Raw genomic sequence first — 19,322 nt, 5'->3', positions numbered from 1 at the left:
GTTAGGTTATTAAAAGGAACCCCATCCTTTACCCCGGAGTTTTCTTCGGGCGGCAGCATAAGTTTTCTCGGGCCATCATGGCTCCATGAAAACGAAAACCCCCACATTCAAAAAATTACCCATCAGCGACGTTGTGGCCGACGCCATGACAACGGTGACCGAGTTTCCCTGGCATGATGTTTTTTTTGCGGGGGAGCATACCGACAACACGGGTAAATCACGTAACTACAGCCGCGAAGACTTGCAGCAGGTAGTGGATAACTTTACCCCCAACAAATCGCCCCTGGTGATTGGCCACCCTAAAACCAATGCCCCGGCCTTAGGCTGGGTAACTGGAGTGCGCTTAACCGACGATGACCGCCTGGAGGTCACCGCCAGCAACGTCAACGTGGACTTTGCCAAAGCCGTTGCGGCCAAGTCATTCCCTAATCGCAGTATTAGCCTGGTACGCACAGATAAGGGGCTTGCCCTTCGCCACATTGGTTATCTGGGCGCAGTTGAGCCTGCCCTGGAGGGATTAGGCTGGCAGTTTAACGGTGCAGAGGCTGACCCAACCGAAACTGTTGAATTTAGCGCGGAACCATCAGAAACCATTGAGTTCAGCATGGAGATGGAACACCAGCGCACCCTGCTGGATATGTTCTCTAATATGCGCGACTTCTTTATCGAGAAGTTTTCCCAGGAAGACGCAGACCGCGTTGTACCTAAATGGAGCCTGGACTGGATGCGGGAGGCATTAACCCGCGAAGAAGTACGCAAAGAGACCCCTGATGACCCGTTAACACCCGAATTTTCTAAACCCAAAACTGAGGAGCCTGCAGTGACTAAATACACTCAGGAGCAGCTTGATGCTGCCATTAAACAGGCGAAAGATGACGCCGAGGCCAGCTTTAGCAGTCAACTGAGTGCTGAAAAGTCTCGCGCAGACAGCGCCGAAAAGACCCTGGAAGAGCAAGCCTTTGCGGCGCGTGTGGCTGATTGTAAAGCCGTGGTGGATGCACAGATTGCCGCAGGCCGCTTAACCCCGGCAAATGCCGCTGGCCTGGCTGAGTTTATGGCCAGCCTGCCACAAGGTGACGATGCGCAAACATTCAGCTTTAGCAAATCAGACGCCGAAACCGTTGAGCAAAGCCAGTACGACTTTGCCAAGGCGTTTGTCGGTTCGCTGGGTGCCAAATCGCCAATGGGCGGTGATCCAGAGCTGGGCCACGACAAAGACCTGGACGAAAAAGCCGAAGAATATTCAAAGGCACATGGTGTTAGCTACGCAGACGCCGTTATTGCCGTAAGTCAAGGAGCATAACCATGGCGAATTACTTAAACAAAGCACGGGTAGCAATTTTAACTATTAGCGTACAAGCAGCTGCTGCATTAGCGCAGTGCCGTGCTGTTGGCGCAGACGGTAACTACGCGTCTGCCGGTGCTCACATGACTGGCGTTACCTATAACCCTGCAACAGCAGGCGAACAGGCGGCGGTTGATGTATTGGGTACCGTTCCTTGTGAAGCGGGAGCTGTCATTGCAGCAGATGCCCTACTGGAAGTAGGTGCCAGCGGTAAGTTAATCACAAGAACCTCTGGAAAGGTTGTTGGCCGTGCGCTAACGGCAGCAAGTGGCGATGGCGCGATCTTCACCGCGCTATTAATTCCGGCTAACACATAAGGAGCAACGAAATGGATCGCGTATCAATTCGTACCGACAAAGTTTTAAGTAAAATTGCGCTGGGCTTTATGGCCCCGGGTTTAATTGGTTTTGAGCTGTTCCCGCGTGTTTCAGTAGATGAGGCCAGTGGCAAAATCATCCAGTTTGATAAATCTGCCTTTCAACTGATTAACACGCGCCGTGCGCCGGGTGAAAACACCAAACGCATTAAAGTGGGTTTTGATAAAGGCAACTACAGCCTGACTAACAACGCCCTGGATGCGCAAATACCCCGTGAGTGGTTACGTGACCAAGCGAGCACACCAGGTATTAACTTTCAGCGCCAATCGGTTGAAACCGTGATGCAGGTAGAGCAGAACAACCTGGAGTTTGAACAGTCAACACTGGCTCGGGATGCCACCAAATACGGCACCAATAACAAAATCACGCTGTCAGGTAGCGACCAGTGGAGCGACTACGAAAACTCAGACCCACTGAAAGATGTGGCTGATTACAAAGAAGCCGTCCGGGCCGCTATTGGCTCGTATCCCAATAAGATGGTTATTCCTGCTCAGGTACATAAAACGCTTAAGCACCACCCCAAGTTGTTGGCACGCATGAGCAATAACGACCTGAAAATGCTTACCCTGGAGCATTACCGCCAGCTGTTTGAAATCGAAAATATCGTTATTGGCCAATCCATGGTGGTTGATGCTTCAGGCAATTTTGAAGAGCTATGGGGCCTGGACGTGATTTTGGCGTATGTGCCCACTGTTATCACCTCTCGCGCCATGCCGTCTTATGGTTACACCTACGTACTCAATGGCCAGCCGCTGGTTGAGCCTATGTGGTACGACAAAGCCACTAAGAGCTGGATTGCCGGTGTGGAATACGAACGCCAGCCGCTGCTAACCGGTATTGCCTCAGGCTTCCTGATTAAGAGCGCCGTAGCCACCTCTTAACGCTACAGCAAACCTATAACCACCTGAGAGCGAAGCAAGGACGATAACGGGCCACGGAGTTGGCCCTTTACAGGAGCCTGACATGAGCGAGACAACCCAGTTAACCGATTATGAGTGCGTAGAGCCGGTACAGCATAACCAGAAAAAGTATCTACCTGGTGCACCCATTAGCCTGAGTGGCAAGGACGCTGCGTCTTTGTTGGCCATTAACGCCATCAAAGTGCCTGCAGGCAAAGCTGAACCTGTGGTGCCACAGCTTTCAACCCTTGAGCAATTACTGACCGTTATCCCTAATGTGATTACGGATAAAGCCAATTTAACCAGCAGCGGTTTGCCCCTGGTTGAAGCGCTAACGGACGCAGTGGGCTTTGATGTGAGCGCGGATATGCGTAACGAAGCCTGGGCAGCCTTTCAGGCAAAGGACGCTGAATAGTGATCACGGCAGCAGCGGTTATCGAGCGCATTGGCACCTTTGAGCTGGGCAATATTCTGGCGGGCCGGATTGAGGGTGACATTAACACCCTGGCTCTTGTTGCCCTGGTAGAAAACGCAGACACCAGCAGCTTTACTTCGGAGGAACTCACCGTTGCACAAGCCGCCCAAGACCGCCTGGTGTTAGCCATTGATGCTGCTACCCGGTTGATTAACGGCTATGTGGCTAAGCGCCACCCTGCGGGGTTATCGCCCAGCCAAATTGCTAACAGCCCGTTACCAGATATCGCGTTAGTACTGGTGAAGTACGAATTAATGGTAACAACCGACGAAGACACCCGAAACAATCACAAAGCTGCCATGGCGCAGCTGCGCGACATTAGCAGCGGCGCGTTAAGTTTGGGCGCAGACGACCCGGCAAAACCCAGTGATGCCCGCATTGTAGTGGGCGGCGGTTATAGCGGTTTTGACTGGTCGGGGTTTGGTAAATGAGTGCCACGTTTATCGAGATTAACTTATCTGGAGACGATGTTTTATCGGTATTTAACCAGGTAGGCACCTTTTCCCAGCAGCCTGCGGCCATGCTGGATGAAATAGGCAGTTACCTCGATAGCGATGTAGCCAAACGGTTTTACGAGGGTAAAGCCCCGGATGGCAGTAAATGGCTGGTATCCCAACGGGCCGAGGCCGAAAACGGCAAAACCCTGGTCGATACCTCGATACTAAGCAAAAGCGTTACCCACGAAGTGAGAGCGCAGAACCTGGTTCACGGATTAACCGAAAAATACGCCGCTATACATCAGTTTGGTGGCAAGGCCGGGCGTGGTAAGCGGGTAACTATTCCCAAGCGGGAAATTATCGGCATTACGCCTGTACAGCAATCGCGCATCGACAAGATTTGTTTGCGCTGGGTAGATAGTTGGTTTCCGAAATGAGTACACCCGTTTACAACCTTGATTTAAACGTAATTGAAACGGTTTTAAAAGCCGCTGAATTTAACGTTAAACCCGCGATGAGCATGCCTGCATTGCTGCGCAGTGCAGTGCAACGCAACACCACGTTTGTGCTGCCACTGGATGAACAGGCCGAAGACTTTGACGAAATCGGCGGCATCGATGTTTCGCAATACAGCATAGAGCAATTTGCCGTAGTGGGTGTGTTTAGAGCTGCAGGCAGCAGTTCGGGCAGCGTGGCTGGCAACGAACTGCTGAACTGGCGCGACCAGGTAAAAGCCGCGTTGATTGGCCTGATGATTGAGCCGTTTGAGCCCATCACGTTTCAGGCAGGACGCTTAATCGAGGTGAATAAAGAGACGCAAAATGTGGTGTATCAACTGCAGTTTAAAACCACATGCACTGTGGTAACCAATGTAAGGACGTATCCATGACCACCAAAAAACCATTTAAACACCCTGAGCTGCCAGCCGCGCTGAAAAAAGCCGTGGCGGCAGGCTTGCCAGGTGGCCAGTACAGGCTGGACGGCGACAAAGTGAGCCCGGTTGAACCCGATAACAACGGTGCCAAAGGTACTAAGGAGAAAGCGTAATGGCTATGCGTTGGCGTGAAAAACTTATTCTAGCGGGGGTGGAAAGTACTTATGGTGCTGGCCCGGCAGCTACCCTGGATGCCTCCAATTACATTCGGCTAACAGAGCCCTCTATCGCGTTTGAAAGCGAAAACATTACCGATGAGTCGGTGCGCTTTGGTGAAGGTGCTTATGAAGACATCCCGTTTGGTGAGCATATTACCCTCACGTTCAGGGTGCACCTGTTTGGCTCCGGTACAGAAGGTGTGGCCCCGCCGTATAGCCCGCTACTGCTGGCCAGTCGCATGACCGAAACCGTGGTCGCTGATACCAGTGTGGCCTATACCCTGGCCTCTGATTTTGGTAGCTCATTAGCCATGGAGTTCCGCATTGGCAATAACCTACATGCCATTAACGGCGCACGGGGTGCCTGTACCATTATAATGGAGCGCGGTATTCCTATGCTGGAATTTACTTTTAAAGGCTTGTGGTCTGTCCCTACGCATACAACTGCCAGCCTGCCTTCAGTAAACAATGCGCCCTGGGTAGGATTTGTGCCCACTGGCCCAGGCCGTACCACCGCCGTAACGCTGCACGGTGAGAACGTGCGACCTTACTCACTGAACCTGAATCCGGGTAACGAGGCGGTGTACGACCAAAGTCTGGTGGACGAAACCATTATCTATTCCGATCGTGATGGCAGTGGCCAAATCCAAATTGAAGCCCCTACGCTAGATACCATTAACTTTTTTGCCCGCCACAGCAACCGCCAGCACGGCCCACTAGCCGTTACCCACGGCGCTACGGCAGGCAATATCTGCACCATTAGCTGCCCCCGGGTACAGGTGCAAAAACCGTCTTATACCAACCTGGATAACAACAACGTTGGTTACGACATCGACCTTAAGCTGTTGCCGGATGCCGGTAACGACGAAATTTCCCTTTTATTTACATAGGTGACATATGGCGTTTAAACGCAGCGCATTAAAAAACTGGATTATTACCCGCCCGGTAACTCTGTTTGGTGAAAACTCCGTTGAAGTGGATGTGCGGGTTATGCCCAAAACGGATGGTGAGGCCATTATCGCCAAAGGCTCAGATGTTGAGTCGGTAAAGGGCTTTGTATCGGCTATGCGCGGGTATCAGGACGAAAAAGGCAAAGAACTGGGCTTAGAGGGCTTTATTGCCGACCTTGAATCCGGCCTGTTACCGCCAGCTGCTGCAGGCGGCGTAGCGTCTGTCGCGATTAACGCCCAGTTTGATGCGGCCATAAAAAACTAACGGAGGTTGCCGAAGCCTGGGCAACCACAGGTAACCAGAACAGCAAGGAACTGAAAGATGACTGGGCATTCTTTGGGGGCGACCTTAAAGACCTGGTTAAACCGGATACCGACATTGAAGTTCATCCTGATAATTGGCTGGCACTGCAGGCGTTTCGGGTTTCCCAAACCCAGTGGGTGCTGGATAGCAAAAATCGCAAATATGCCCTGGACTACCAGCGTGCAGAAGTCTGTTGGCAAAAATTGGGGTTAACCGTTGAAGGTGACGACTTTTTTAAAGTGCAGCACCTTGAGCAACTTTTACGAGAATCGGTGTAGATGGCAAATTATAACGTAGCATTACGGGTGGGTTATAACGGCAGAGACGTAAGCGCAGGTGCTGCGCGTAACGCTGCCGATCTAAACCGCCTGCAACAAGCTACCTACACCCAGGGGCGCGCCAGCGCCACTGCAGCAGCTCAAAATACCGCATTAGCCGGTAGTTATCGAGCGCTTGCCGGCGCGGTAAGTTTATACGCTGCGGGCGCTGCCGGTATTAATTTTATCCGCGCTGCCTCTGATGCCGAAATGCTGCAGCTGCGGCTTGAAAACCTCACTACCAGCGCCTCGCAAAACGCAGAAGCACAGCGTTATCTGGAAGAAGCGGCCGACCGTTTAAACGTGCGGTATTCGGTACTGGCCGACAGCTATACCCGCCTGTTAGTGCTGGAAAAGCAGCGCACCGTAACGGCCACTGAATCCCGCGAAATTCTGGAAGGCATGACCAACGTAGCCCGCACCCTGGGGGCGAGTAACGTGCAGGTTAGCCAGGCCATGTACGGTATGACCCAGGCATTTACCCAGGGCCGCGTGCAAGCGCAGGAGCTTAACCAGGTAGTGGAACCTCTGCCAGGCTTATTACAAGCCCTGGATAAAGCCGCTGGCGTTGCCAGTGGCGGCTTCCGTAAAATGGTGGTGGATGGTGAAGTAACCAGCCAAATGTTTAAACGCACGTTGATTACGGCATTGCAGGACTATGAAGGCGCTGCAGAAAACGCCGCTAACACCATGTCTGCCGCGTTTAACGACTTTTTATCAGAATACGATAATCTGGCCAAACGTCTCTCTGCTCCCATTAACTCTGCCATTGTACCGTTAGTGACCACAGCAACATCCGCCCTGGAACTGCTGGGTGATAACGTTGATGTGTTGGACGACCTGGCAGTTGCTGCGGGTATTGTAGCCGCTGTGTATGCTGGACGTTTAACCGGCTCCATTGCCAGTGCAATTAGTCAGAAGATGGCAGATGTAGCTGCATCCAACGCCCAGGTAGCCGCTAATCAACGTACTGCGGCTAGTAATGTGGCTGCGGCCAATACCCAGTTGCACTATGCTCAACAAATTCAGCAAGGCGCAGCGCGCCAGCTGGCAGCGGCGAGAACCGATGCCGCCAGAGCTGCAGCGGTTAATAACCTGGCAGCTAGTAACGTGCGGCTGGCAGCTGCTGAAAGAGCCGCCGCCACAGCAACAACAACCTACGCCGCTGCTGCGAGTGCGGCGACGATTAGCACCCGTGCACTAACAGCAGCTAAAGCCATTCTCGGTGGACCCGCTGGCATAGCTATGACTGCCGCTCTGGCGCTGGGGTACTATGCCACGTCTGCAAACGATGCCTCTTTTGAAACTCAAGAGTTAACGCAGGACGTTACGGACCTCATTGCTAAATACAAAGAGCTTGATCAGACCGGTCGTAAATACGAAATCCTGAATATAACGTCACAGGAACAGAAGTTTCGTAAATCCCTGATGAATGCGCAGGCCGAACTGAGAAAACTCGAAGACCCCGTTAACCGCATTCTTAACAAGCGGATGTTTGGCGAAGGTGATCCAAACAAAGAGCTGCAAGATACCGCTCGTATTAAAGAATTGAAGGTTGAAATCGAAGAGGCCGAAAAGCAGCTTAATACCTTAGCTGAAACGAAAGCCAAGTTATTCAACGCTACGTTACCTGGGGAGTGGTTGCCTGTTGAAGAGGAGTCCAATGCGCCCGCTTCAGTGGATTACTCCAAGCAAGTTTTGGACCTCGAAACCTTTCTGAATGGCCAGGAAGGCCGGATTAATGCCAGTTACGTTAAACGCCAGCAAATGCTGGATAAAGCCTACGCCGAAGGCGGCGTAAGCCAACAAAAATACAACGGTCTTTCGACCCGGTTAGAGCTGCAGCGCGATCAGGATATCGCTGAAATTCGCAAACGTGCCAGGGAAGCCGAAGAGCGCGCAGAAAATGAAGCTGAAGAAAATAAGCTCAATAAATTACGTCAACAATATGAAGAGCAACTTGCTCTTCTGCGCGGTTTTAAAACGCGTGAAGCACTGTTAACCGCTCAGTACGACAAGCAGCTGGCGGATCAACGTAATCAGCAGCAAATTCTCTTTGCACAAGGCTTTAAAAACCAGTCGGAAGCTGATGAACATGCCCGACAGGAAGCGCTGCTACAGGCGCAAACACGCCGCACTGGCCAAATGCAGAACCTGCTATTTAGCCAGGCGGAATGGGAACGCAAAAACGAGCTGGAAAAAACCGATGCAGTTCTATCGATTGGTGAATTTGGCTTTAAGCAAATGGCCGGGCAAAGTAAGAAAGCCTTTGCCATGTACAAAGCCTTTAGCATCGCTAAAGCCGTTATTAATACCTATGAGATGGCCACTGGCGCTTATACGGCATTAGCGCCTATTCCATTTGTTGGACCGGCTCTGGGTGCCGCTGCAGCAGCTGCTGCTATTGCATATGGTATTAACCAGGTTAACACCATCAAAAACCAGCAGTACAGCGCAGCCTATCATGGTGGTGTTGACTACGTGGCCAATGAACAAACGGCATTAATACAGCGTGGAGAACGGGTGGTTAGCCCTCGCCAGAACGTTGGGCTCACTAAAGCCATCGACCGCATAAATGGTGGCGATGCGATGCGCGGTAATACCACTAATCATTTCCACTTTTCGCCAACCTTTGAAACCGATGGTAGCGCAGGCTCTATGCAGCAAATCGAAGCACTTGCTGTGCGCTTGTTCGGACAGTTTGAAACACAGCTTGCCCGCAAACTTAAATCCGGTACCGGCGAGTTTTACAATGCAGTGAGGGCCGCATAGTGATTTACGACTTATTTAGCGCCAAAGCACCCGCTGATAGCCTGTTTTACATTAAGGCTGGCAGCTCGGTAGAGGACAACCCGTTTAATCCCCGCGTTATCGTGGCAGAGGGCGACGAGTTCTGGGATGGCAAATTAACCTACCGTAACCTCTCCTATGAACAATCGGTTGCCATGCGCACTTTTATAAACAAGCTGCGTGGCCCGGTTGGCCAGTTTTGGTTTAAGGATTATGCGCACCAACAAAGTAATGCCTGGGACGGCAATCCGGTTGTGGATGGCAACAACCAGGACGGCACACTTTTAGGCGTTCGTAACCTCACACCCAACATCTTATTGCCAGAAGGTGATCGTTTTCAGTTGGGCGATTTTCTGTACGAGCTAACCAGTGATATTGCTGTGGATGGCACTGGCCGGGCGCAATTGGAGTTCTTACCCGATATCCGGCTTATCCCGTCTGATGGGGCTTCACTGATTGTGGATGATCCTAAATGCAAGTGCATGCTCTACGGTGGGCAAACGCCACCACAGCCGTCTAGAGGTAAAGCCGTCTTAACTAATTATGAATTTACGTTTCGGGAGAGCATTCGTGATTAGTAACCCTACCATCCTAAATGCCATGAATAACGATGTATCCCGGCTTTTGTTTTTAGCGGACATCAACTGGCCTACAGGACATGTATATACCCATTCCCGCGCGGGTGAAAAGTATTGGGATAACCGCAAGTGGATTGGTGTAGGCCAGTTCGCCTCGATCGAGAACGCGTCCAGTGGCGTTCAGCTTGGCGACATGAACATGACACTGCAGACGACTGACCTGGCGATCGTTAATGATGCCATTAAAGACAATGCCGTTGGCCGGGATGTAAAAATCTACCTGGCCTGTACGGACGAACACCGGCGTATTATCGCCGCCGAGCTTATCATTTATCGATTTATAGGTCGGGTACCCGTTGAAACAGGCCCGGTAAATACGATCCAACTTAACCTGGTAGGGGCACGTGCACGGTTTAAGTCAGCCAAGAAACACCTGCGTTATAGCGCTAAAAGTTGGCGAAAAGCCCACCCTGGCGATAGTTACTGTGATGATGTAGAAGCGTTGGCCAGTAGCCCTCTCAATACTTATGACGGCAGTAACTCCGTAGGTAAAGGTGGCAGAAGCCATGAAACCACTACCCATCGGAGGATGCCTTAATGCGGCTGCCTGATTGGCTTGATTCCACTAATACCTATCTGGAAACCTGCAGAGCTAAGCAGTTTGTTTGGGGTGAACACGACTGCTGTTTGTTTGCCGCTGAGGTTGCCAAGCGGATCACCGGTATCGATTATGCGCAAGACTTTCGTGGCCACTATAGCACCGAACGAGGCGCTCTGCAGGCTATACGAAAATATGGTTCGGGTAACCTGCCTGACACTGTTAATAAATACCTCGGTGAGCCGGTACCACCGCTATTACTGCGCCGTGGTGATGCTGCGCTGATGGAAGTGGACGGTTTGATTGGCTATGCCATTGGCGTGTGCTGGGTGGGTGGCCTCGTGTACGTTGGTCAGCATGGGCTGGTATCCATGCCGCTAAGTTATGCCGTGAGCGGCTGGAGGGTTGGTTAGTGGGTACGGTCGCTATTGGCGCAGGGATTATCGCTGCCGCAGGAACAGCATATGTTGCCGTTGTATCAACGGCGACTCTAATAGCAATCGGTGTTGCTACTGCAGCTGTAACCCATCTGGTTATTAAAGAATTAATGCCAGATGTGGCAACCAACGTTAAATCCAACCAGGATATGACTGTGGGTAAGCCAGTGCCCAGAATTGTGGTTGGTGAGACGGTGATTAGTGGTTCAATCATCAAATACGATAAACAGAAAATCGATAAAAAAGAATGGAATCTGTTTTACCTGGCATTAGTACCACATCCGTGCGAATCCGTGTTGCTGTATCAGTTAGAGGGCAAGCGAACCACTGCCATGCTTGGTGAAGGATACTACATGGAGGCACGTCTGGGTGACCAAACCGGGCCTACAAGCCGCAGCCTGCAAACCATGACGAATGTAGACGGCACATTCATCGGTACTAACGCAACTGATGTGTATTGCGAGTTCGTGGTTGATGGGAAAATCTGGCCGAACGGCATTCAGGATCTCAAGTTTAAAGTGCGCGGCATTCGCTGCTACGACCCCCGCAAGGATGATACGGCCGGTGGAAGTGGTACACATCGCATTACCGACGAGACTACATGGGAGTGGACAGACAATGCGGCACTGATTAACTTCTGGTGGAAACGGTTCAACAACTCAGTTAGTTATTCAGACGAGATGTTCGATATGGCCAACATTGCGTATGAGGCCAATATCTGTGACGAAGTAGTCACGTATACCGACAGTAATGGCGTTCAGCGGACTGAGAAACGTTATACATGTAATGGGGCATTCGACTCTACTGTTGGACATGAAAGTATCGAGAGCGAGCTTCTGAAGAGTTGTGGTGGCCGATGGATAGAAAACGCGGGCGGTGGGCAGTTCAGGCTGCAGGTTGCTGCCTATCGTGGTCCTGCAATCTTTACTGTTACTGAAGCACACCTGGCCAGCCCGCCACGGAGAACACCTCACACCTCGCTGACCGATAAAATTAACACCATTAATGCCTCTATTGTGGACAAAAACCGCTTTTATCAGGATGCAGACATAACCCCGGTTGTATCGACAAATCTGATAGATAATCGCGATGAAGGCGTTGAATACGAAGACGATGAGCAGTTGCTATTTACCCAGACTGAAAGTATGGGCCAGCGCCTGATGGTGATTAAACTGCTGCGTAACGCTGCTGGCGACAGTGTAGAACTGGTATTAAAGCGCTGCTATGCCAATTTTGTAGCGGGCTCGGTTGTGTATTTAAATATGCCTGAGCATCTGCTGGTCGGTAATTATGAAATTGAAAAAAGCGACTTAAACAGCAGTAACGGCCAGGCTTCACTGACCATTAAAGAAACCAGCGCCGAAATGTATAACCAGGCACAAACGCCGCCTGATTATGACGCTACGCCAAATTTCCAAATCGATAATACCTATGTTGATCCAGTTGAAACCCTGGCTTATTCCCCAACGCCGGATAGCAGCTTTCGACAAGGTGTACTCACCTGGGACCACCCTTCCTCAGATTCGGTAGTGAGGTATGTGGTTACGATTGAAGAAAATGGTGAAGTAGTTCGCTCTGACGAAACCATCGAGCGTTACTACAACATCGTCAACCTACCTGTTGGCAATTACACTGCGCTAGTTTACGCCGTTAATACCTTTGGCAAGCCCAGTGACGTCATTAGCCGGACATTTAGCACTGAAGTACCTTCAACACCAACTGGCCAGATTGGCATTCAGGTTTTACCAGGGCGCGTGATCATCACCGGACCCACGCTGCCTAACAGTTCATCAACCTATGAGTGGCGATATTACTTTTCTGATAACTTCGCAAACGCGTTTGAAGGTGGTTTAAATAAGGTTTTAACTGTTACTAACACGCCTTCAGGTGGCACATTGTACGTTTGGTACCGGATTGTTGATGGTGACCTGATTGATCCTGGTTGGGTGCCATTTGCAGTGCCGAATTTGGTGGGTATCTCAGCAGACGAAGTTTCACCTGAACTCATAGCCGATATGATCCTGCCTGAATCGACATTATCGATTAAAGATACGTTTGCGAGCATTGCTTCAGACCTTCAGGAAGCAAGCGACCAGTACGCAGAAACGAGTGGTAATTACACGTTGCTCGCTGAAGAACTGGTCACACTGGATGGTGAACTTGGGCTGGTAAAACTAGATATTCAGCAGTTAACCAACGACATGTCTGCGTTCGATAGTGAAATTACACTAACCAACTTTTTAAATGCCGGTTTTGGTTATGAAGACGGCAGTGGCAACTGGGTAGACGGCGCTGCATTTGTTCGGGCATTCGATGAAAAACGCATAGAGCAACCGGGTGGCAACTACGTCTCAGTGTACGAATATTTTGAGCTGCTAGAGACCCGCACCGGCGACTTGGAAGGTTTATACCAATTCGGTATCGAGACCTATAACAGCTTCACCGGTATCGAAATTAAGAATGGCACTAGCAATGTCAGCTCTGTGCGATTGTTCATGGATAACCTGGTGTTTGCCGGGAAAGATGGCAGCGTGGGTTATCAATACAGCGCTACGTTGAATCGGCATATCTGGTATGGCGCTCGGGTGTCTATTGGCGGTACCGAAATGACCGTAGAAGACTATGAGAACCCGTTTGGCCCGGATGGCTTAAGCTACTGGCGCGGCCCGACTACGTTGAATCTTGGTGAGCCAGATTTAGACTCACTGACCAAAGCAAATGCCAATGAATGGCGAACCCCTGACGGCGAATGGTTCAGGAAAGGTGCAGCCACGCTGGCTGGTCCTGGGCTTAAGATTGTCGATAGCAATGGAAACCCGTTAGTCGAATATGACACCGTAAACGACACAATTAAAAACTACGGCACGTTCTATGCCGCCAATATCATCGGTGGTCTATATGGCTCAATCAACAAGACGGTAACGCAACCGGCTAACGCAGTATCCACCACCCACCAGGTCTTTTTAACGATTACTGCTGCCGGTCAAGTTGTCGGCGGTACGTTCGACCGTATTCTAAAATCGGAACCACTTCGACTTACCTGGACATCACCGAATAACGTCGATACCGCAACCTTTGTAATTGACGTGTTAGTAGATGGTACCGAGGTCGTTTCGGCCAGCCAGTTCGTTACTTCACCATCAGGCGCAGATATGGCTATCACTTTCAGTATGCCTTCGTTTTTGGTTGATGTGCCAGGCAAAACAACTGATACCAGCATTCAGTTCAGGATTTCGAGCACCGCGGCCACAGCCGGATCAACAACCATTACCGGCCAAGCCGATGGCGGCATCGTCAACCTATCCATATTTAAATCAGACGGGAGCTTGTCATGAGTACCTACAAACTCTCAGATGTCACCGCGTTAAATGGCGACCCGGTAGTTCAGATAAACAACGCCGATTCGGTGCTGGGCGCGGTGTCGGGCTCATTAGTGCAAATTGGTAAAGAGCAAATCGTGTTTCTGGATTCAGTTGACATGGAAAACAGCCAGATAACACTGACTTCGCCCTGGCCCTACGCAGATGCTATGAACGATGAATGCACTATAGCTCCAATAACAGCGGTGTCTTCGCTTTTAAATGCCATCACCAAAGCGAATGAATTGGTCAGTAAATCAAAGGCAATTGCTGATATATCGACGCTCTTTAACTATTCTTCGCTAGCCGCGTTAGTGTCTGCTGTACTCAATGGTGACTTATCACCTGGCGTCAAAGCGGGAACAGATGGATATTATGACGGGAGCACGTTAGGTGGAAATAAATACCTAATCAAAGATGCATCAGTTTCTTCGGCCCGACCTCAGTCAGACGGCGGACGATATATTCATGTAGGAACCAACGGCCTCTATTTACAGGGGCTATTCGAAGACAATAAATATCGCTTAACACAATTCGGTGGCGGTCGTGGTAGTCAATCCGAGGATAGTGCTGCTGCTCAGGCCATGATTGACGCCGGGATAACCCATTGCTTGCTCGACGAAAATGAAAATGAATATGAATTATTAGGTCTCGTAGTACCACGGAATCAGGAATTTGTGTTGCATGGTGTATCACGCCAGAAATGCCACGTTGCCGTGCGTGGACAGGTAATTGTTTATGGGGTGATTAATCAACCCTCTAATTTCCTGGGCCATGTCCATACCCTGACATTCAACATTTACGCCGATGTAACAAGTGGCGTGATTGAAGCTCGTTTTTGCCGCAATTTTACAGTGAAAGATGTATTTGTAACAGATGGTGATGATACCACTTGGATTGGTCATTTTTTAAATCTGAATAAATCCTACCAGTGTAAGTTATCGGATATACACGGGCGGTGGTACGGCGGTGCGCTCTACGAATTAGGTGCAACCTCAGGCAATGAAGTATTGGACACCATCACTTGTCACAATACCGTTTGGCATGGTAATTACGGGCTATTTCAACGCTCAGGCCCGGTGAATGTTCACAACCTGGTCTTTGATAATGCTAAATTCAGGGACAAGCGCAATTCGCCAGAATGGATAGATGTGCACTCTCAGGGAGAAACGCGGTTAGCCGCTGACGCTTTAGCAGGGGCAATCTCCTTTGATGTCACGGATATGACTCAGCTCAATTACGGAAATCTGGTAAACGGGCAATTTCTATATATCGGGTATAACAAAACCGCTGAACAAGTGCGTGTTGATTATATAAGTGGAAATACTGTTTACCTTGAAACACCATTGCGTTTTGACCACTTTGCGAATGTGAATGGGCTGGGTAACGGTGAGCCAGTCATTTATGGTGCGGTATTTCTATCCCTTGGATTTAATTACTCGCTTAATATCCAGACCGCCCACATTGAAGGTGGCTGGATAGCGATTCACGGCACCAGTTTACGTGGTGTGAATATCGGTAATCTGTATTCAACGTGTTATCACACCTTCCGCATGACAGACAAATGCCGCTCTTGGGATGTGGGGGTTGTCACCATGGGGAACAAGAATTGGGGAGACCCGATCCTTTTCCATGTGCCTGATTATCACAACCCCGATAATAACCATTTCGATGTGGGGTTAAATAAGCAAGTTAATACAGATTCTGGGGTCGCTCTGCGATACATGGTGAACGACTCGCAGCAAGATTCATCCTCCATTTTTAGCTATAACGTCATTGCCCGAGAATACATAACCCGCTCGCTGTCTATAACACTAGTGCCAGCGCATATGAGTGAGGTTTATATCACAATGACAGGCCGAATTGACCAGCTCACAGTACAAGATGGTTTGATCCCCTCGCAAAAACTGCGCATCTATTTCACCCAAGATGACAATGGCCACCGGTTTATTGTGGCGTGGAATGCCAGCATTAATCTGCGCGACACGGTGCATTTGTCCAGCCGCGCGTATGCACAGGATTGGATTGACCTGGTATGGAACGGTACTGAATGGGATGAAGTGGCTCGGTACATCGCGGATTTATCCGAACTTCCACCGGAAGAAAGCCAGGGGCGGTTGCTGGATACTAGCGATGAACTTAACCAAATCAACAAATACGCTGGTAAACGTGTGCTTGAAACCGTTACCGGGCGTATTCTTCGGGCCGCTGGGCCCTTACCCACCGACTCGTGGGTGGATTTTATGGGTATTACTCGCGTTATCCCCGGTGACTCAATCCCAGCTGATCCATCAGACCCAACAATGGCGACTTTTTTAATATTTAACGATAACGAAAATCTCACGTTAGATAACACGGTTATTGGCAGCAGCGCCACATCACCAGAATGGACCATTATGGTGACAAATAAAAAGTCACCCGTTGCACCGCTTTGGATACATGCGTTGCGTAAAGGACTTTTCCATGGTCAGCGTGCTCGCATTATTAACACTGGCGAGTCGTACAGTCTGGTTAAGCTCTCATCAGCGTCGGGCAGCAATTTTAACGTATCCAGCGACTACGATTTGAATCCAGGCCAGACCAGCATGTGGATTTACGATAGCGCGACTGAAAAATGGCTTATAGGGGGATAGCAGATGGCTGAATCACTTGTAAACGAATTGGTCGAGCCATTAGTGCGAGACATATTTTATATCCCACCGGGGGCGTTTTTGCTGCTTACCGAAGATGGCGAATTATTGATAACAGAGGATGACAAACTAGTCATCTTAGGAGGTTAGCTCGATGGCATTTACCACAGAAATCTTTGATTTAAGTCAGGCCAGCGCACAGGCCGTCAAGGCCGTTGGTTTTAATAAGGCGACAATTCAAAGCGCACTGGAGGCGGCCAGAGGTCTGGCGTCAACCGGACTTGATGAGCAAACGATTGCCCGGCTGACCAGCGCCGCACTGGCTTTGCCTCCTTCTATTCGTTCATTCGGTGCGGTGGGTGGCGATCAAGCGTTGGACACCGCGGCGGCGCAGGCCATGGTGGATGCCGGATATACTTCCTGCCTTATTCCTGATGATGGCAATGAGTATGAAATTCTCGGTGTAGTGATACCACAGGGGCAGTTTTTTGAGTGGGTTGGTGAGTCGCAAAGTGCGATTATTGCCGTGCGTGGCACGGTAGCTACCTACGGTAATCTCACCTCACATACTAGCGTCTTTTCATTAGCCAGAAACGTACAATTAAAGGTCTACGATGATTGTATTGCCGGTATCTTTCACCTGAAATTCTGCCGCAATGGCTATATTAATAATCTGCTGGTGACCGATGCCACGAACGGCACGGCCATCGGGACGGTATTTAAATTTGATCGTAGCTATCAAATGAACCTCAACGACCTCCACGGTGTTATTAAAGGATTCAGTATATACGAATTGGGCGATTCAACCGGCAATGAGGTATTGGATACGGTTTCGCTCGGTGTGAATGTGGTGTGGCACAGCAATTACACATTATTTATTAAAAGTGGCGCACTGAACATTCATAATATAATTGTAAATAGTAAACTGCGTGACGTGACTGGCAGCGGCGAGGATGATGTCAATAATGTTGGTGAAACGACATTAACCGCCGGCTATGCAGCCGGGGTCAGTGTGATCACCGTCACCGATGCCAGCGTGCTCAATAACGGCAATTTAGGCGCTGACAACCTGCTGTATTTGGGGGTGGGATATAATGCTGAACAGGTCAGAGTGGCCAGCGTCAGCGGCAACCAAATCACCCTCGACACGCCGTTACGGTTTGCCAAATCAGCCGGGCACCCTGTGATTTTCGGGGCGGTGTTTATTACCCTTGAATCAGTATATTCGTTTGTCTCACCGCATATTCATTGCGAAGGGGCGTATATCTCGATTCATGCTAAAAATGTTCGTGGCCTGTCTCAACAATCCGCGTATACCACCTCGAAAATCATGTACCGAATTATTGATAATTGCCGAGGCTGGACCATTGGGCCGGTAACCTATGGCAACCGGGGATGGTCCAGCGTGTCATTGTTTGACATACCGGCCTATCACGACGGCGGTAAACCCTGTCGAACCATTAATCTCATTGGCGATTTACAGGGCGACTCGGGTGTCACGTTTAACACGGCGACGAACAATAGCACTCAGCCCACCGATGACATTATCGCCTGGCGTGTCGGGGCCGATAAAACCGTGGATCGGGCGTATAACATGACAATTAACACCCGTGAAACGGCTAAAATCACTATTAATATCACCGCTGCCATTGGTAATCTGACGTTGACAGATGGGATGGTCCCAGGTCAACGGTTAGAAGTAACGTTTTTGCAGGACGCTACCGGCAATCGTTTCATAGAGGTTGACGGTGCTACAGGTAACACTAAAACCAATGCGGTGTTAAACAGCAATATGGTGTTATCCACCGGGCCACACTATACCGATCGCTATGATTTTGTATGGGACGGCGTTAACTGGAATGAAATAAGCCGCCAGATTGGCGACACGCTCAACCCGCCGTTTGTCGGGTTCACTTTTGCGGATGCGACCAATGAGATTAATACTCGCAACAAATATCAAGGCAAGCCTGCGCGCCGCCAGTCAGATAATCAATTGTTAGTGGCAGCAGGCCCAGCACCCACTGACCCGTGGTTGAGTGTTTCGGGCACAGCCGTCGTTACACCAACAGAAGATTAAGTGGAGGATTAGTAGTGACCTATTCAACTACAACACACCAGGGTGTCGTAGTCGAAGAATACGTAACTGGCCGTATTCTTCGGATTACCCATAAAGGACAGAGTTTTAAATTCTTTGCCCAATCAGAAGGGAAGTCCGGAGTGGCAATTTACATAGGCCATGGAACATTGACAGCCGCTATCAAGAGAGCAATCAGAGCCTGGGCTGCCGAACACGGAGTTACTATAGGTAGCTGGGGTCGAGACAAAGACTTAAATACTGCAATAAAGCCATAGGAGCGCAATGTGCAAAATTTAACCAACCAACAAGAGCTGCCAGATGACGGCGGTGTGAAATTAGTGAACATTGACCCGAAGAACGGAACCTTCAACATCTATAAACGTAATCCAGATGGCAGCTACCCGACAACACCGTTTAAGTCGGTTGTTAACACTTCTGAATCGAAAGATATGATCTTCTACGCTCCCACACCCAAAGGACTTGTATGGAAGGTTGAACTGCTGAATGGTGCTGAGGCTAGTTACACTCGGCATGCAACTCGCAATATGTAAATAAGTAGGATTTAAAATCTATTGTGATATTTTTTAAATCCTACTGCCGCGCTACAGGTGAAGAACGGTGCTTCGTAGAAGCATGACGAATGCCAGTGGCATTCGG

The 19,322-nt window shown here is 49.9% G+C and carries 19 protein-coding genes; all 19 read left to right on the top strand.

Features of this window, described 5'->3' with window-relative positions:
* Nucleotides 1-85 precede the first annotated feature (85 nt).
* The 19 genes from AC27IB_RS21130 (at nucleotide 86) to AC27IB_RS21040 (ending at nucleotide 19,216) form a co-directional block, all read left to right on the top strand.
* Nucleotides 86-1,303 (top strand): hypothetical protein, encoded by a 1,218-nt coding sequence (locus AC27IB_RS21130; RefSeq protein ID WP_487123443.1) that lies wholly within the window; start codon nucleotides 86-88, stop codon nucleotides 1,301-1,303.
* Between the two features lie 2 nt (nucleotides 1,304-1,305).
* Nucleotides 1,306-1,662: a capsid cement protein gene (locus tag AC27IB_RS21125; RefSeq protein ID WP_487123441.1), complete on the top strand. Its 357-nt coding sequence runs from the start codon at nucleotides 1,306-1,308 to the stop codon at nucleotides 1,660-1,662.
* 11 nt (nucleotides 1,663-1,673) lie between these two features.
* Nucleotides 1,674-2,603, top strand: coding sequence for a hypothetical protein (locus AC27IB_RS21120; RefSeq protein ID WP_487123439.1), 930 nt, complete (start codon nucleotides 1,674-1,676; stop codon nucleotides 2,601-2,603).
* Nucleotides 2,604-2,685: 82 nt separating this feature from the next.
* A complete protein-coding gene (locus AC27IB_RS21115) occupies nucleotides 2,686-3,036 on the top strand; it encodes a hypothetical protein (protein ID WP_487123437.1) in 351 nt (116 codons plus the stop codon).
* Entirely contained in the window at nucleotides 3,036-3,527 is a 492-nt protein-coding gene (locus AC27IB_RS21110; protein WP_487123435.1) for a phage protein Gp36 family protein, read from the top strand. Before AC27IB_RS21115 ends, AC27IB_RS21110 begins: the two co-directional genes overlap by 1 nt.
* Nucleotides 3,524-3,970 (top strand): phage virion morphogenesis protein, encoded by a 447-nt coding sequence (locus AC27IB_RS21105; protein ID WP_487123433.1) that lies wholly within the window; start codon nucleotides 3,524-3,526, stop codon nucleotides 3,968-3,970. The genes AC27IB_RS21110 and AC27IB_RS21105 overlap by 4 nt, the downstream gene beginning before the upstream one ends.
* Entirely contained in the window at nucleotides 3,967-4,422 is a 456-nt protein-coding gene (locus tag AC27IB_RS21100) for a phage tail terminator protein (RefSeq protein ID WP_487123431.1), read from the top strand. Before AC27IB_RS21105 ends, AC27IB_RS21100 begins: the two co-directional genes overlap by 4 nt.
* Nucleotides 4,419-4,580, top strand: coding sequence for a hypothetical protein (locus tag AC27IB_RS21095; protein WP_487123429.1), 162 nt, complete (start codon nucleotides 4,419-4,421; stop codon nucleotides 4,578-4,580). Before AC27IB_RS21100 ends, AC27IB_RS21095 begins: the two co-directional genes overlap by 4 nt.
* Nucleotides 4,580-5,515 (top strand): phage tail tube protein, encoded by a 936-nt coding sequence (locus AC27IB_RS21090; RefSeq protein ID WP_487123427.1) that lies wholly within the window; start codon nucleotides 4,580-4,582, stop codon nucleotides 5,513-5,515. The genes AC27IB_RS21095 and AC27IB_RS21090 overlap by 1 nt, the downstream gene beginning before the upstream one ends.
* A 7-nt stretch (nucleotides 5,516-5,522) precedes the next feature.
* A complete protein-coding gene (locus AC27IB_RS21085) occupies nucleotides 5,523-5,840 on the top strand; it encodes a hypothetical protein (RefSeq protein WP_487123425.1) in 318 nt (105 codons plus the stop codon).
* Between the two features lie 50 nt (nucleotides 5,841-5,890).
* On the top strand, nucleotides 5,891-6,157 hold the full coding sequence (locus AC27IB_RS21080) for a DUF1799 domain-containing protein (protein ID WP_487123518.1): 267 nt from the start codon (nucleotides 5,891-5,893) through the stop codon (nucleotides 6,155-6,157).
* Complete coding sequence (locus tag AC27IB_RS21075; RefSeq protein WP_487123423.1) at nucleotides 6,158-8,968, top strand: tape measure protein; 2,811 nt, start codon at nucleotides 6,158-6,160, stop codon at nucleotides 8,966-8,968.
* Entirely contained in the window at nucleotides 8,968-9,564 is a 597-nt protein-coding gene (locus AC27IB_RS21070) for a hypothetical protein (RefSeq protein WP_487123421.1), read from the top strand. The genes AC27IB_RS21075 and AC27IB_RS21070 overlap by 1 nt, the downstream gene beginning before the upstream one ends.
* Nucleotides 9,557-10,162 (top strand): hypothetical protein, encoded by a 606-nt coding sequence (locus AC27IB_RS21065; RefSeq protein WP_487123419.1) that lies wholly within the window; start codon nucleotides 9,557-9,559, stop codon nucleotides 10,160-10,162. Before AC27IB_RS21070 ends, AC27IB_RS21065 begins: the two co-directional genes overlap by 8 nt.
* Nucleotides 10,162-10,575 carry a DUF6950 family protein gene (locus AC27IB_RS21060; protein ID WP_487123417.1) on the top strand — a complete coding sequence of 138 codons (414 nt, stop codon included), beginning with the start codon at nucleotides 10,162-10,164 and terminating at the stop codon, nucleotides 10,573-10,575. The genes AC27IB_RS21065 and AC27IB_RS21060 overlap by 1 nt, the downstream gene beginning before the upstream one ends.
* Nucleotides 10,575-13,934: a phage tail tip protein J-related protein gene (locus tag AC27IB_RS21055; protein WP_487123415.1), complete on the top strand. Its 3,360-nt coding sequence runs from the start codon at nucleotides 10,575-10,577 to the stop codon at nucleotides 13,932-13,934. Before AC27IB_RS21060 ends, AC27IB_RS21055 begins: the two co-directional genes overlap by 1 nt.
* Nucleotides 13,931-16,591, top strand: coding sequence for a hypothetical protein (locus AC27IB_RS21050; RefSeq protein ID WP_487123413.1), 2,661 nt, complete (start codon nucleotides 13,931-13,933; stop codon nucleotides 16,589-16,591). Before AC27IB_RS21055 ends, AC27IB_RS21050 begins: the two co-directional genes overlap by 4 nt.
* 151 nt (nucleotides 16,592-16,742) lie before the next feature.
* A complete protein-coding gene (locus AC27IB_RS21045; RefSeq protein WP_487123411.1) occupies nucleotides 16,743-18,665 on the top strand; it encodes a hypothetical protein in 1,923 nt (640 codons plus the stop codon).
* Nucleotides 18,666-18,949: 284 nt separating this feature from the next.
* Nucleotides 18,950-19,216: a hypothetical protein gene (locus tag AC27IB_RS21040; protein ID WP_487123409.1), complete on the top strand. Its 267-nt coding sequence runs from the start codon at nucleotides 18,950-18,952 to the stop codon at nucleotides 19,214-19,216.
* The last annotated feature ends 106 nt before the right edge of the window (nucleotides 19,217-19,322 follow it).

Source organism: Alteromonas sp. 4NH20-0104 (assembly GCF_057547795.1).
Note: the sequence above shows the minus strand (reverse complement) of the source record. Positions and strands in the feature narration are given on the sequence as shown.

What these genes read in the sequence shown, in the direction of transcription:
- AC27IB_RS21130 (WP_487123443.1), top strand. Translation starts at nt 86, where the DNA reads ATGAAAACGAAAACCCCCACATTCAAAAAATTACCCATCAGCGACGTT.
- AC27IB_RS21125 (WP_487123441.1), top strand. Translation starts at nt 1,306, where the DNA reads ATGGCGAATTACTTAAACAAAGCACGGGTAGCAATTTTAACTATTAGC.
- AC27IB_RS21120 (WP_487123439.1), top strand. Translation starts at nt 1,674, where the DNA reads ATGGATCGCGTATCAATTCGTACCGACAAAGTTTTAAGTAAAATTGCG.
- AC27IB_RS21115 (WP_487123437.1), top strand. Translation starts at nt 2,686, where the DNA reads ATGAGCGAGACAACCCAGTTAACCGATTATGAGTGCGTAGAGCCGGTA.
- AC27IB_RS21105 (WP_487123433.1), top strand. Translation starts at nt 3,524, where the DNA reads ATGAGTGCCACGTTTATCGAGATTAACTTATCTGGAGACGATGTTTTA.
- AC27IB_RS21100 (WP_487123431.1), top strand. Translation starts at nt 3,967, where the DNA reads ATGAGTACACCCGTTTACAACCTTGATTTAAACGTAATTGAAACGGTT.
- AC27IB_RS21095 (WP_487123429.1), top strand. Translation starts at nt 4,419, where the DNA reads ATGACCACCAAAAAACCATTTAAACACCCTGAGCTGCCAGCCGCGCTG.
- AC27IB_RS21090 (WP_487123427.1), top strand. Translation starts at nt 4,580, where the DNA reads ATGGCTATGCGTTGGCGTGAAAAACTTATTCTAGCGGGGGTGGAAAGT.
- AC27IB_RS21085 (WP_487123425.1), top strand. Translation starts at nt 5,523, where the DNA reads ATGGCGTTTAAACGCAGCGCATTAAAAAACTGGATTATTACCCGCCCG.
- AC27IB_RS21075 (WP_487123423.1), top strand. Translation starts at nt 6,158, where the DNA reads ATGGCAAATTATAACGTAGCATTACGGGTGGGTTATAACGGCAGAGAC.
- AC27IB_RS21060 (WP_487123417.1), top strand. Translation starts at nt 10,162, where the DNA reads ATGCGGCTGCCTGATTGGCTTGATTCCACTAATACCTATCTGGAAACC.
- AC27IB_RS21050 (WP_487123413.1), top strand. Translation starts at nt 13,931, where the DNA reads ATGAGTACCTACAAACTCTCAGATGTCACCGCGTTAAATGGCGACCCG.
- AC27IB_RS21045 (WP_487123411.1), top strand. Translation starts at nt 16,743, where the DNA reads ATGGCATTTACCACAGAAATCTTTGATTTAAGTCAGGCCAGCGCACAG.